Raw genomic sequence first — 13,721 nt, 5'->3', positions numbered from 1 at the left:
CTTACAAAAACAACACCATATATTCATCGTCACTATATACACCGTTCATTTTTAATGCTCTTTTTTCAATTCCATACGTTTGAAAGCCTATTGATTCATACAACTTTTTTGTTGGCTCGTTTGTGGACACAACACCTAATGTCAATTGTTCCAAGTTTAGTTCTCTTGCTCTTTCAATTGCTTTACATATTAACTCACGCGCAAGGCCACTTCTTCGATTACTCGCATCTACATACATCGCAACGATATGACCTTTATGTTTATACGCCTCTTTCTCTTCTGTTAGTAAAGTGACAACACCAACTAATTGATAATCCTCATTAAAAGCTCCGAATGTACAGCTAGTAGTAGCTGTTAAATTACTTTCCACTCGCTTAATAGGATTCTCCTGGCGAATCGCCTCTTCATAAGTTGTTACAAATGCCTCCGGATTTACTTGTAATGCTTCTAAACGTAAATCCCAATATTGTTTTGCATCTTCTTTCGTAAGTAATCGGATCATAGTTCTCCAGCCCCTTCAAGTTAACATAACATTTTTATAAACTACTATTTAAAGATTCGTATTCTTCTCTTAATATACTATAGCGATAACGATGAATGAACTTTCCTTGACGTAATCGATCATTTCTCATTAGTCCTTCACAAACAAAACCAGCATTTTCATAACTCTTTCTAGCTTGAAAATTATCTTCATCTACACGTAGCCAAACTTTTTCTAATTCAAATTCAAAGAATGCTAGATGTAACATACTATATAGGGCCGCTATTCCATATCCTTTGCCCCAGTACTCTTTATTACCAATCGCGATTCCCAATTCTGCATTTCTATTTGTTTTATCAAAGTTTTTAAGATCTACCCATCCAATATGTATGCCGTTCTCTGCAATGATAGCTCTTTGTTCATAACCATTTTTTCGATTTATACATGCTTCAATCCATTTTTTCGTATCTTCACGAGTGAACGGTGGATATCGATCTGGTACAACTAAATGTTTCGTTACTTTTCTGTCTAGTGACCATTGATATCGATTTTCTACATCATTTAGTGTCAGTTCTCTTAATTGAACGAATGGTACATTCACTTTGCTATCCCCTTTTTATTTTCCTATAGAAAACCCTTCGAACATTCTCCCTCCATACTGTTCTAGCGTTTTTTCTACAAAAGTAATTAAGTTTCTTTTCTCTCCCGTTGTATAAAAATGATCAAACGCCGCTACAAATTGATCTGCATATTGTTCATCATATTTTCTAAGTACTCTTATAAACCATTTTGAACTTCCAAGCCATTTACCATTTACCCTTAATACATATTCATGTAATAAATCAGCTAATAAATTCGCGATAAATAATTCTTCTTCTCTTTTTGATGCACCAATAAAATCATCCAAAGTATCTGTAATAAAATACCGCTTCTGCTTCATTGTTTCTTCAGTCCATTTAGCTGGTCCTTTATTTAGTAAATTATTTGCTTCTCTTTTTAATTTCTCAACAATTTCGATTTCACCTTTTAATACAATTCCCTCTGAAACTAATTGTGGTAACGAAGGTCTTCCGCGATCACAATCCATTTTAAAAAAGGTTTTATACGTTTCAAAATTATGTACAAACACTTCGGCTGGCCATCCATTACTATAGAAAGATTCTCTATAGCAAGATGACAAACTACGATCTATTATTACAATGTCCAGATCAGATGTTTTTGTCGCTTCCCCTCGTACAACGCTTCCTCCCAGGAAAGCTACATCACAATTCGGAAATCGTGATGTAATGATGCTTTGTGCCGTTTCCTTTGGTTCCATAGCCGTTCCCCTTTTCTTATTTCACTTTCTTTTTTTCAGCTCTTTCTCTCGCTTTTTTTATATACGGCTCTGCGTCTGGTGTTTTGCAAGATGTTGCCCCGTGATCAACCTGCACTTTTCCAATTTCACGTGCCATTTCAATCGCTTTTCTCTCTAATTCTTCATTACGAATTCCTATCGCAATTAAAGCACTATTCATCGCTTCTTTTTTTCTATTTTTTTCATTATGTATATTTACTTTAATCTCTTCTAGATAAGGAGAGAAGAAATCATCCTGTAACGTTTTATTTTTAATCGCTATATTTGCTAATAAAGACCAGCCTGCTCGTCCAATCCATTCATCATCAGACTTTGTCCACTCTTCCATTCTTTCTATCGCAATTGGCGACGTACAAATAGCATTCATCAAAACGTCCATTAAACAATAATAATCCACTTCCTGTACCCATTTATTTAGCTGTTCTGTCGTAACTTTCTTCGGATCTAAAATCATCGTTGCTAAAGTCATTGCATCCATATTTTTTGTTTCCCATAATAAAGTTGCTAAATCATGATCTTTTTTAATCTTCTTTTTTAACACTTTTAAATTGGCAAAACTAACCCCAAATAGTGGCTCTTTCGCTCCGTGATTTTTATACGTTTTACGATTTTGTTCTGTTCCATATTCCTCTAGTTGCTGCATTACTTCTTCAAGTAACATATGCCCACCTCTTTTTCTTTTATGTTGACTTCATATATGTATGTACGATATATTCTACATTACTTTTTGGTTTTCCTATATTTATTTTTTAAATACGGTATGTGAAATTTTCTAGTTACTACAGATAACTAGGATAAACACGAAAAACCTGTACATTTTACATATACAGGTTTCATTTCATCAATTTTTCATAGTGTAAGAAATAGAATATGATAGAACTTTTATTGGTTTGATTTTCTCTATGTTTGTTGTAAATTCTTTACATCTGACCACTCTTCTATAGACCCAGCATCCGGAAAAACTGTAATTACATTAAAATTCGCACCTTTTTCTTTTCCAATTTGTTTAGCAGCTAATAAATTCGCCGCTGTAGACGTTCCTATTTTCATACCAGTTTCATTATAAAAACGTGCCATTTCATACAAGGTTTCTTCATATGAATATGTCCATTGTTTTTCTATCAAATTGTCTTCCTGTTCTATGAAATGTTGTTTCCTTCCTAGGCCGAACCCACCTGATCCAGCATATTTCTTTAAATCATTTGGTGGTTGTCCGGAACCATAAGGCAATTCAGCAGGCATTACTAAATGTAGCTCAACTTTTTTTGTATAATTCTTTACTGCTTTATAGACCCCCATTAGAGTTCCACCAGTACCAGCAGATGCTACCCATGCGTGTATGGGTTTTCCATTCATTTGTGTAATAATTTCTCGTCCTGTTCCTTCTATATGACTTAATAGATTTGCATTATTATAATGTTGGAATAAAAAGTATAACTCTGGTTGTTGTTTGCTAATCTCAATTGTCTTTTCAATTACTGCGTAAAAACCCATACATTTATCAACTAAAATCACGTTAGCTCCATAATGTTTAAGTTCATTTAGTAGTGATTTACCAGTTCCAGAACTTAAAACTAACGTGCATTGAAGTCCTAAATAATAACAAATATAGCCAATTGATCTCGCTAAGCTTCCACCGCTATACTCTAAAATAGGTTGTTTTTTGTCCGCTTCTCGTAAATATTTATTAATCATTCCAAGCGCGGCTCTATCCTTAATCGATCCTGTTGGGTTGTGCCATTCACATTTAGCATAAATAGAAAGATCCTTCGTTTCTTCACATTCTAATTTAATGAGAGGTGTATTCCCAACATTTTTAGCAAACTCATTAAAATGCTTTAATGTCATACTTGTATACCTCCTGCATAAATCATATTTATTTTTAGCCAAAATACTTTCGACATTTTAATAACTCTCTTAAAAAACTCCCTACAAATGCTGTAGGGAGTTTTGACTCAATCATTTTGTTACACTCCAATACATACGAAAAGAGCTTCTTTATTCAAATGCATTCATAAACACAATTCTCCAACTATCTGGATCCTCTATTGTGGTCCCTTTCTCTATCCAATACGGATTTTCTGGTTCCACCTCATGATAGCCCATATCACTTAATCGATTCACTATTTTTTCAATTTCATCTTTATTAGGCATATAAAAAACTAGTAAATTATCTTTTGTCGGTGCAGGACATGGACTTCCATTAACGTGCGTTGTAAACTCCAAATGATACTCGGCATCCGGTAATCCAAACATAACCCCATCATATCCTTCATGATTGTGAAATTCTCCTATACGCTTTAACCCTAACCCCGTCTCATAAAAACTTATAACTTCTTCAAATTTATCTGTTGGTCTTGCAATTCTAAATTGAACCCAATTCTTCATGCAAATCTCCTCCTTTTCATTTTCCAAAGCTTTATAGTAATCATTATAGGTTACATATATTTCCTTCCACATCCCTCATTAGTGTGAGAACTGCCTAAGTTAAAAGGCCTATTAGTTTATAAATAGTAGGACTTTAGTATTAAATTTATATAAAAATAGTTATATAAATAATGAGATGAAATAAATAGTTCTTCCTTATATTTTATTACGTATGAAAAAGGTCTCCTTGTAGGGCCTTTATATACCGATGAGCAGATCTTTGCACAGTCTTATTCGCATCTTCCACCACACCATGGAAAGCATTATATAGTCGACTAAACTGGATATCTTTTACTTTCTCTGCCATATCTCTAACTTTATTCGCTGGTAATGGGATGAGGTTTGGATAACTATACATAAAACTTACCCATTTTTGATCGGAAACGACTTGTATAATATCACCTGATAACAAAATTCCTTTCCCTTCGTTACCGTCTTTCCAATGCATAACAGTCCCGCCCTTAAAATGGCCTCCTAAGCGATGCAATGTAAGTTCTTCCGATAATATCAAATGTTCCCCAGACCAAAATTTAATTTGTTTACTCGAGTGAACCACCCACTCTTTATCATCTTCATGAATATAGATAGGTACATTGAATATTTCCGCCCACTTTACTTGTGTAGAGTAATAATGTGGATGAGAAAGTGCTATTGCTTGAATACTGCCTAAATCATATATACTCTGAATCGTTTTATCATCCAAATAACTAATGCAATCCCACATAACATTTAGAGTTTTACTTTGTATTAAAAATGCTGTTTGTCCAATTGCAAATTTAGGTTTTGTAGTAATGCTATACAAACCACTTTCTTCTTTTATTATTTCATTTTTGTATAAATTGCTATTTTGCATTGTTTCTAATGTTGTCCATGACTGTCCAATTGGATTCACATATTGCCTTTCATCATTGCAAATATTACAACGGGAAGGTGCTTCTTTATTTTCGGGATACTGTACTCCACATGTAGTGCAAATATAATTAACCATATTCCCACTCCCTTTTTAAACTTAATTGTTCTTATACCAATATTTTAATAGCAAACAAAAATATTCGAATCAATAATTGGAATGAAAATGAAGTAATACGAAAGTATGATTAGCCCCTTCCTTTTAACACTTTAGTCTAATTTCTTTAATTTTTTATTTACTGCTTCCAAGAAAATAGAGTTTTAAATATATTAAAACTTTCTAATATACTTAACCCTTTAATCGTTAAAAGAAAGAGCAAATCCTCATAAAATAAATGAAGCAATTGAAAGATTTTGTTACAACTTTATCACTATAATACTTACTAATACACATCAGGGGGATAGTAGATTAAAATTAAGGAGAGAGTATAATAAAAATTGTAATTATACTGTACGAAGTATGTAATACAGAAAGCAGTAGCAACATAAAGTTTGTTGATAAAACTATCGGGTGAATTTAATTTGATGATTGAAGAGTTTGTAATGAGAAATGAATATTGATTTCAGGATTCATTTTAGAGAAAGTAAACATCACAAACTACATGAATTAAAAAGTAGCCTTAAGACAAAAGTTATATCCATGAAAGATTTAAATGCATATGTAATTTTATACAACCACTTTTTATAAAGTAAGAAAAGTGGTTGTATATTTTAGAAAATATTCTTTGTTACAAAATCACGCTACATATTTCATTAAACTACACCTACTCATTTTCTTTTTTCTTCTTTTGTTCCTCAGATGGCTCTTCTGTTGGATCTGGTTCTTGTTCATCCTTTTTGTTTAACTCATTATTTTTTTCATTAGCAGGATCTTGTTTTTCATTTTTTTCCTCCTGTCTTTGTTCAGAAGGTTCCTCCGTTGGATCTGGCTCCTTTTCGTCTTTTGGAGCTGGATTACACCCAATTAATAATCCTACTGTACATATGCTTGTCATACATATTGAAAGCATTTTTTTATAATTCAATTAAAGCACCTCCTAAAATTAATATCTCTTGTATTGTTTCCAATTCATAATTCAATTTATCCAATTTTTTATGACGTTTCTTTAAAAAGACCATTCCTTTAAAATCTTGCATACTTTTGGACAAACTTTTTTGCGCTTGTAAAAAGTTTTTTTGCAATTACCTACTTATAATTGCTAATATAGTAGAGTAGAACTTTTATAGAGAGAAGGAAAATTATGCACAATGGAATTCGAATGACAACTTTAGTGAAAAGGGCTATGTTGATTTGCGCGGGGGTATTATTTACATACGAAGCGACTTTAGGATCAACACATACTGCTCTCGCAAGTACAGAAGATGAAGCAAAATCTGTTCAACTTGTAAGTGAAATTCAATCGTCTCTTGCACCGAAAGAAGCTCCAAAACAATATAACGGGCAAGTTAGAAAAGTCGCTTACTTAACATTTGATGATGGTCCTGGAAAATACACAGCTGAGCTTTTAGATATGTTAAAGAAAGAAAATGCAAAAGCAACATTTTTCCTAATTGGTTCAAACGTAAAAGCATTCCCGGATCTTGTAAAGCGTGAAGATGCTGAAGGCCACTATGTTGGGATGCACAGTATGACTCATAACTACAAGAAGCTTTACACAGAAGGTCATTACGTAGATGAAATGAAAGAAGATCAAGGCTTAATTGCTGGTGTTCTAGGTAAATCGCCAGTATTAACTCGTCCATCTTACGGTTCAATGCCAGGATTAAACGAAGCGCTTCGTAACAAAGTTGTTGAGAATGGGCTAAAAGTTTGGGATTGGACAATTGATTCATTAGACTGGAGATATAACAAAATGCATGTTGACGCTGCATCAGCTAAAATTGTAGAAAACGTTATCAATGGTGCAAACAAGCCAACAGAAGTTATCCTTATGCACGACATTCATCCACAATCCGTAAAAGCAGTACCTGGTATTATTAAAGGGCTGAAAGAAAAAGGATATGAATTAGAAGCCTATAGCGAGAATGAACACTTCCCATTAAACTTCTGGCACGATAATCGTATGTAATGAAAAAGACTTGATTTCCTTTATCCGGGAATCAAGTCTTTTTATCGTTTCGGGAATTACTCCGCGTATATTCGACTCAAACTCCCCCTTCTCTAATATCAATACAAATTAAAGATCACATGCTATACTATAATCTAGTTTAAATAAGTAGGTGCCATATGATCGTATATACAGTACAAACTGAAGAAGCTTGGAAGCAATTTAAGAAACTTAGTTATTTAGAAGGTAATAAAGAATTCATCGATTCAGACGATATATATTCATATGACTGGATGGTACGCGTTGCTAAAACAAGATTGCCTCATTACGAAGGGAACTATCCTATTTGGGTCTGGGAAGCAACTAATTATCCAAATCGAAATCATACAGCTTGGGGTAGAAAAACTTCAAAAATGGTAATTTTAACACTAGACGTACCAAAAGAATGGGTACTATGGAGCTATTTTGACTATTGGTGCTGTGCTATGACTGATGGCTCAACATATTTACATACAAAAAATAAGTGTACTTTAGATGAATGGTATACATATATGGATAAAAAATACGGGATAATATTTGATTTCGACTATTTATTATCTCATCCTGATTGGTGTCTAGATAAAGAGGATTCGTTAGAAAAACAAGGTGTTATCGGCAAAATCCCCCTTTCCTTCGTAAAAAAAGTAAGGCGTTTTCGTGCTAAGGAAGATGCATCTATTCATACAATCAGAAGTGATAACTGGCATAGTAGAAAAGAAAATCGTATTAAAAAGATGAATCGAAAATTAAGAAAAAGAAACGAAAAGCAAAAAAGAGTGCAAAAGCGACTTATACGAAATTAAAACAGATTTATCAAAATTCAGTAAGAAATTATGGATTGAATATACAAATTCAATCCTATTTTTTATATTATCAACACTTTAGCACATATTACTCTTAAGGGGGGATATATATGGATTTTCTTTCAGCTGAATATTTGTCAGCCTTGCTTGCTATTATTGTAATTGATTTAGTGTTAGCGGGTGATAATGCCATTGTAATTGGATTAGCAGCAAGACGATTACCGAAAGATCAACAAAAGAAAGTTATTATATGGGGAACTATCGGGGCAATCGCGATTAGAGCCCTCGCTACTTTAGTTGTCGTTTGGTTGTTAAAAATACCCGGGCTACTTCTAATTGGTGGTGTACTCCTTATATGGATCGCTTACAAATTGATTGCTGAGGGCAAAGATCATGATATTAAAGCAGAAGAAGGATTTTGGTCTGCTATTAAAACCATTATTATAGCTGATGCATTAATGGGGATTGATAATGTTCTCGCTGTTGCGGGAGCCGCGCATGGCAATTTCTCTTTAGTCATCATCGGACTATTAGTTTCTATTCCAGTAGTAGTTTGGGGTAGTACATTAATTTTAAAATGGGTTGATCGTTTTCCTATCATCATTACGATTGGAGCAGCTGTTTTAGCTTATACTGCTGCGAAAATGATTGTAGATGAGAAATGGTTCGCTGCATTTTTCGAAAGTAACCCTTTCATTAAATGGGCGTTTATCATTGTTATCATTGCTGGTGTAGTATTCTTTGGAAAAATGAAACAAAAAACTAAGGATAACTCTGTATAATGACTACGTTATTTGTACAAACAAAAGCGCTACTCATCTGAGTAGCGCTTTTTACTATTTATTTCGTTTCTCCGTCTGCAGTCGTCTTTACCTTCGTTTTATTTTTATCACGATTGTTATAGTTGTACTTGGAACGATCGACCGGTGTAAATCCTTCCGGCGTATAGAATCGTAATAAGTCACCGTTTACGACTTGGTCAGAGTATTTTAATGATTTTTGAACCATTTGTTCATTTTGTTTTATTTCATCTGTAAATTCTACAGGTTTTCCAGTTGTTGTATCATAATATTTGCCGTTTAATGCAGTAACTGTTGGGCTTACGAAGTTGCCGTTACGGAACGCAACAACTTGTTTATGATCTGGTGATAATAAATCTGAACCAAATTGAACATAATTTTTTGTATCTGTTCCTAGTAAGTGTAAAAGAGTTGGAAGAACATCAATTTCACCACCGTATTGATGTTGTACGCCACCTTTCACACCTGGTACACGAACGATTAAAGGTACACGCTGTAACTGTGCATTTTCAAACGAGTTAATCTCTTTACCCATTACTTTTGACATTGCTGCGTTATGATTATCTGAAATACCGTAATGGTCTCCGTACATAACGATAATGGAATTATCGTATAAACCAGATTGTTTCAAGTAATCGATGAAACCTTTTACAGATTCGTCTAAATAACGTGCTGTTTGGAAATACGTATCTACAGATGAGTCACCTGTGTTCGCTGGTTCAATTGTCGCTTCCTCTTTATCAATTGGATACGGGAAGTGATTTGATAACGTAATAAACTTCGTATAGAACGGTTGTTTCAATGTTTCTAATAACGGAATGGATTCATTAAAGAATGGTTTATCTTTTAATCCATAGTTTACTACATCTTTTTCGTTCATATCATAGTATGAAGCATCAAAGAATTTATTAAAACCAAATGATTTATAAATATCGTCACGGTTCCAAAATGTTTTATAGTTACCATGGAATACAGCTGATGTGTATCCTTGTTGTCCTAAAATTGCTGGTGCTGATTGATACGTGTTATGAGATTTCGTTGTAAAAACAGATCCTTGCGGCAAGCCGAACATTGAATTCTCTAACATAAACTCCGCATCAGACGTTTTTCCTTGTCCTGTTTGATGGAAGAAGTTATCAAAGTATAGCGTATTCGCATCTTTTGTGAATGAGTTTAAGAACGGCGTAACTTCTTCACCGTTTAATTTATAATCAATTAAGAAGTTTTGGAATGACTCTAAATGAATATAAATTACGTTCATTCCCTTACCTTTACCGAAATACTCAGGGTTTGGACTTGCGTAAGTTGATGTTAAATAATTTCTTACTTCTGTCATATTATCTCCATCAGCTAACGCTCTTTCCGTTGATGCTTTCGCACTTTGAATACCATCATAAATCGTATAGTTATATGCCCCTAAATATTTCACAATATAATTACGATCAAACGTTCTTGTTAATAATTCAGGACGGTCAGATTCTGCAAGTCCTAAGTTAACACTGAATAATAAAATACCTGCTACAAATACTAGTGAAACTTTATGCTTCGCAACACGAATTGGTTTTGGATTTGCAAATTTCGTTGCTACTAACACAATTAAAATAATTGTATCTAAGAAGTATAGCGGATCGTAAAGATGTAGCAACGCAACAATACTACCACCTAAATCTCCAAAGTTATTCGTTTGTGTCAACGTCGGGAACGTAATAAAGTCACTGAAAAAGCGATAGTATACGACGTTTGCATATAAAAGAATCGACAATAATAAGTTGATAACAATTAACCAAATATAAGATCGTTTCCCTTTTGCAAATAATGCAAGTCCTAAAAATAGCACTGCTGAACTAAGCGGGTTGAAAAACAACAAGAATTTTTGGATTGTGTTTGAAATACCTAAATTAAATTCCGTTACATAAGCTGCATATGTTTTGAGCCAGAATAAAATAACGGCAAACAGAAAGAATCCAAAATGATTGCTTAGCACACTTTTGCTCTTTAATAAGAATTGTTTCATTTCTCCACCTCTTTTGATCATCCAAGGCTTATTTTTTATAAGTCTGTCTCTCTATTCAATTTTTTATCTTCAAATAGATTTTATTTATTTAACTATATGAAGAATACTAGTAATTATAATTTGAAGCTAGTATTTATTCAACTATTTCTTTCTAGGCATTTTGACCTTGGTTTCTATTTAACAAAATAAATTTGTAATATTTCCTGTTTTCTCCCAAAATTCATCCACTAATTATGACATCACATACTATATACTTTTATTCACCGCTTCGCAAATAAATATGTCTCCAGTTCTGGAACATTAATGTAATATAATAAATTCACAATTGATCACATTTATTTTTTCAATGTATATTATATTTCTTCAGTTATTTATGCTTCAGCTATTCTTCTATGTGCAACATCCAAATCTCTTTCCTTCAATAAAATTATTTTCGAATAATTATTCATAATCCATAAAAATAAAATTTATAAAAAAACCTCGCTCTCAAAACGAGAGCAAGGGTTTTCATCATTTATTATTGACCTTTGTACATTGCATCTACTTGTTTTTGAAGTTCTTCATTTTCTAAGAACTCATCGTAAGTAGCCTCTTTATCGATTACACCGTTTGGCGTTACTTCGATAATACGGTTTGCAATTGTTTGTACGAACTGATGGTCATGAGATGTGAATAACATTGTACCTTTAAATGCGATTAAACCGTTGTTTAATGCAGTGATAGACTCAAGGTCTAAGTGGTTCGTTGGATCGTCAAGTGTGATTACGTTCGCACCACTTAACATCATTTTAGATAGCATACAACGAACTTTTTCGCCTCCAGATAATACAGAAACGTTCTTCTTAACTTCTTCACCTGAGAATAACATACGGCCTAAGAAACCACGTAAGAAGCTTTCTGACTCATCTTGTGGAGAGAATTGACGTAACCAATCAACTAAGTTAGAGTCACTGTTCTCAAAGTACTTAGAGTTATCTCTTGGGAAGTACGATTGAGATGTTGTAACACCCCATTTGAATGAACCGCTATCTGGCTCCATTTCACCCATAAGAATTTTAAATAATGTTGTCATTGCAATATCGTTACGACCGATAAATGCAACTTTATCACCTTTATTTAAAGTGAAGTACACATTATCTAACACTTTTTCACCATCAATTGTTTTAGAAAGACCTTCAACCGTTAATAAGTCATTTCCTACTTCACGCTCAGGTGTGAAGCCAACGAATGGGTAACGACGTGATGATGGTCTAATATCATCTAATGTAATTTTATCTAATAATTTTTTACGAGAAGTTGCTTGTTTCGCTTTAGATGCGTTTGAGCTAAAGCGTGCAATGAAGTTTTGTAACTCTTTTACTTTCTCTTCTTTTTTCTTATTAGCATCTTGTGTTAATTTTAAAGCTAATTGGCTTGACTCATACCAGAAGTCATAGTTACCAACATAAAGTTGAATTTTACCGAAATCAAGATCAGCCATGTGTGTACAAACTTTATTTAAGAAGTGACGGTCATGGGATACAACGATTACTGTATTTTCAAAGTTCATTAAGAAGTTTTCTAACCATTGGATCGCTTTTAAGTCCAAGTGGTTGGTAGGCTCATCTAGTAATAGAATGTCTGGTTTACCGAATAAAGCTTGAGCAAGTAATACTTTTACTTTCTCTGCCCCAGTTAATTCTGACAATTTCTTATCATGAAGATCTTCACCAATACCTAAACCTTTAAGAAGGATTGCAGCTTCTGATTCTGCTTCCCAACCGTTAAGCTCAGCGAATTCACCTTCAAGTTCAGCAGCACGCATACCATCTTCATCACTAAAGTCTTCTTTCATGTAAATGGCATTTTTCTCTTGCATTACTTTGTAAAGCTGCGTGTGACCCATAATTACTGTTTCTAATACTGCGAACTCTTCATATTCGAAGTGGTTCTGTTTTAATACTGCTAGACGCTCACCTGGCGTAATATGTATGTCACCTGTTGATGGTTCAATTTCTCCAGATAAAATCTTTAGAAATGTCGATTTACCAGCACCGTTTGCTCCGATTAAACCGTAGCAGTTACCTGGCGTGAATTTTATGTTAACATCTTCAAACAATTTGCGATCCGCGAAACGCAAACTAACGTTACTTACTGTAATCATTTGTGTCCTCCTACTAATACCGCTTATTTCAGCGTTTTCTCACCGATTGTCTTAAAAAATCGCATATTACGACTCAATTATTGTAGACTATAGCTATTATATAGTAGAAGATGGATGAATAGCAACGGTTGATTGCTATTCCTTTCTTTCCAAACTCGAATAAAATCTTTGTTTTTAATAATATTAAAGTTACATACACAATTTAAGGATGATTTATTTTGAAGAAAATATTAATAATTGGAACATTATGTTTATCTCTTGCTTCCTTAACTGCATGTAGTAATAACAATGAAAAAACACCTACTGAATCAAAACCAGAGAAAAAAGAAACAAAAATAACTGTCGATTCAATTATCACTGAATTTAAAAATGCTGGTCTCCAAGCAGAAAATCCAACCGATCTTCCACAAAAAGAATTCGGCAATCTTCGAAAAGAAGGAAAACGTATTATCTTACCTGCTGTTGCTGAAGATAAAGGTGGTCGTTTATTCGAAATTACAAAGAAAGAAGACCTAGAAAAAGTTAAAAAATATTACGATGAATTAGGAAATTCTGCTCCTATGTTATTCTCCCATACTCACGAAAAAGGCAATTTTCTTTTACAAATGAATGGCGACATGAAGGATGAAGAATTTACAAAATATAAAGATGTGATGGACAAATTTATTAAATAAGAAAAATCCCCTTTTAAAAGGGGATT

At 33.5% G+C, this 13,721-nt stretch carries 14 protein-coding genes; 4 read left to right on the top strand and 10 right to left on the bottom strand.

Translation table 11 applies throughout. The features are described 5' to 3' along the window. Position 1 precedes the first annotated feature (1 nt). The 8 genes from VF726_RS20240 to VF726_RS20205 form a co-directional block, all read right to left on the bottom strand. Complete coding sequence (locus VF726_RS20240) at positions 2-502, bottom strand: N-acetyltransferase family protein (RefSeq protein ID WP_440171546.1); 501 nt, start codon at positions 500-502, stop codon at positions 2-4. 34 nt (positions 503-536) lie between these two features. Beyond that, the gene (locus VF726_RS20235) at positions 537-1,082 is read right to left on the bottom strand and encodes a GNAT family N-acetyltransferase (protein ID WP_440171544.1); all 546 of its coding nucleotides are present in this window, start codon (positions 1,080-1,082) and stop codon (positions 537-539) included. A 15-nt stretch (positions 1,083-1,097) separates the two neighbouring features. Then, entirely contained in the window at positions 1,098-1,799 is a 702-nt protein-coding gene (locus tag VF726_RS20230; RefSeq protein WP_440171542.1) for a nucleotidyltransferase domain-containing protein, read from the bottom strand. 16 nt (positions 1,800-1,815) lie between these two features. Continuing rightward, the gene (locus tag VF726_RS20225; protein ID WP_440171540.1) at positions 1,816-2,499 is read right to left on the bottom strand and encodes a DNA alkylation repair protein; all 684 of its coding nucleotides are present in this window, start codon (positions 2,497-2,499) and stop codon (positions 1,816-1,818) included. 239 nt (positions 2,500-2,738) lie between these two features. Then, positions 2,739-3,686: a PLP-dependent cysteine synthase family protein gene (locus VF726_RS20220; RefSeq protein WP_440171538.1), complete on the bottom strand. Its 948-nt coding sequence runs from the start codon at positions 3,684-3,686 to the stop codon at positions 2,739-2,741. A 150-nt stretch (positions 3,687-3,836) separates the two neighbouring features. Beyond that, on the bottom strand, positions 3,837-4,226 hold the full coding sequence (locus tag VF726_RS20215; RefSeq protein ID WP_440171536.1) for a VOC family protein: 390 nt from the start codon (positions 4,224-4,226) through the stop codon (positions 3,837-3,839). Positions 4,227-4,431: 205 nt separating this feature from the next. Beyond that, positions 4,432-5,253, bottom strand: a complete 822-nt coding sequence (locus VF726_RS20210; protein WP_440171534.1) for a hypothetical protein — start codon at positions 5,251-5,253, stop codon at positions 4,432-4,434. Positions 5,254-5,938: 685 nt separating this feature from the next. Continuing rightward, complete coding sequence (locus VF726_RS20205; protein WP_440171532.1) at positions 5,939-6,199, bottom strand: hypothetical protein; 261 nt, start codon at positions 6,197-6,199, stop codon at positions 5,939-5,941. Between the two features lie 216 nt (positions 6,200-6,415). Here VF726_RS20205 and VF726_RS20200 point away from each other — a divergent pair, with 216 nt between their 5' ends. From VF726_RS20200 to VF726_RS20190, 3 genes are all read left to right on the top strand, one after another. After that, positions 6,416-7,243 carry a peptidoglycan-N-acetylglucosamine deacetylase gene (locus VF726_RS20200; RefSeq protein ID WP_440171530.1) on the top strand — a complete coding sequence of 276 codons (828 nt, stop codon included), beginning with the start codon at positions 6,416-6,418 and terminating at the stop codon, positions 7,241-7,243. Between the two features lie 158 nt (positions 7,244-7,401). After that, the gene (locus tag VF726_RS20195; RefSeq protein WP_440171528.1) at positions 7,402-8,064 is read left to right on the top strand and encodes a DUF3841 domain-containing protein; all 663 of its coding nucleotides are present in this window, start codon (positions 7,402-7,404) and stop codon (positions 8,062-8,064) included. A gap of 110 nt (positions 8,065-8,174) precedes the next feature. Then, positions 8,175-8,846, top strand: coding sequence for a TerC family protein (locus tag VF726_RS20190; protein WP_440171526.1), 672 nt, complete (start codon positions 8,175-8,177; stop codon positions 8,844-8,846). Between the two features lie 58 nt (positions 8,847-8,904). Here the strand turns inward: VF726_RS20190 and VF726_RS20185 are convergent, their stop codons facing one another. Beyond that, positions 8,905-10,878 (bottom strand): LTA synthase family protein, encoded by a 1,974-nt coding sequence (locus tag VF726_RS20185; protein ID WP_440171524.1) that lies wholly within the window; start codon positions 10,876-10,878, stop codon positions 8,905-8,907. Between the two features lie 517 nt (positions 10,879-11,395). Then, positions 11,396-13,021, bottom strand: a complete 1,626-nt coding sequence (locus tag VF726_RS20180; RefSeq protein WP_144611710.1) for an ABC-F family ATP-binding cassette domain-containing protein — start codon at positions 13,019-13,021, stop codon at positions 11,396-11,398. A gap of 218 nt (positions 13,022-13,239) precedes the next feature. On the opposite strand from VF726_RS20180, the gene VF726_RS20175 reads away from it, so the two are divergent. Next, entirely contained in the window at positions 13,240-13,695 is a 456-nt protein-coding gene (locus tag VF726_RS20175; RefSeq protein ID WP_440171522.1) for a stress protein, read from the top strand. The last annotated feature ends 26 nt before the right edge of the window (positions 13,696-13,721 follow it).

It is taken from the genome of Bacillus sp. Brlt_9 (genome assembly GCF_051948935.1).
Classification (GTDB): Bacteria; Bacillota; Bacilli; order Bacillales; family Bacillaceae_G; genus Bacillus_A.
Note: the sequence above shows the minus strand (reverse complement) of the source record. Positions and strands in the feature narration are given on the sequence as shown.

Bases quoted from the DNA above. Each gene is read 5' to 3' on its own strand.
- VF726_RS20240 (WP_440171546.1), bottom strand. From the start codon at position 502: ATGATCCGATTACTTACGAAAGAAGATGCAAAACAATATTGGGATTTA.
- VF726_RS20230 (WP_440171542.1), bottom strand. From the start codon at position 1,799: ATGGAACCAAAGGAAACGGCACAAAGCATCATTACATCACGATTTCCG.
- VF726_RS20225 (WP_440171540.1), bottom strand. From the start codon at position 2,499: ATGTTACTTGAAGAAGTAATGCAGCAACTAGAGGAATATGGAACAGAA.
- VF726_RS20220 (WP_440171538.1), bottom strand. From the start codon at position 3,686: ATGACATTAAAGCATTTTAATGAGTTTGCTAAAAATGTTGGGAATACA.
- VF726_RS20215 (WP_440171536.1), bottom strand. From the start codon at position 4,226: ATGAAGAATTGGGTTCAATTTAGAATTGCAAGACCAACAGATAAATTT.
- VF726_RS20210 (WP_440171534.1), bottom strand. From the start codon at position 5,253: ATGGTTAATTATATTTGCACTACATGTGGAGTACAGTATCCCGAAAAT.
- VF726_RS20200 (WP_440171530.1), top strand. From the start codon at position 6,416: ATGCACAATGGAATTCGAATGACAACTTTAGTGAAAAGGGCTATGTTG.
- VF726_RS20195 (WP_440171528.1), top strand. From the start codon at position 7,402: ATGATCGTATATACAGTACAAACTGAAGAAGCTTGGAAGCAATTTAAG.
- VF726_RS20190 (WP_440171526.1), top strand. From the start codon at position 8,175: ATGGATTTTCTTTCAGCTGAATATTTGTCAGCCTTGCTTGCTATTATT.
- VF726_RS20185 (WP_440171524.1), bottom strand. From the start codon at position 10,878: ATGAAACAATTCTTATTAAAGAGCAAAAGTGTGCTAAGCAATCATTTT.
- VF726_RS20180 (WP_144611710.1), bottom strand. From the start codon at position 13,021: ATGATTACAGTAAGTAACGTTAGTTTGCGTTTCGCGGATCGCAAATTG.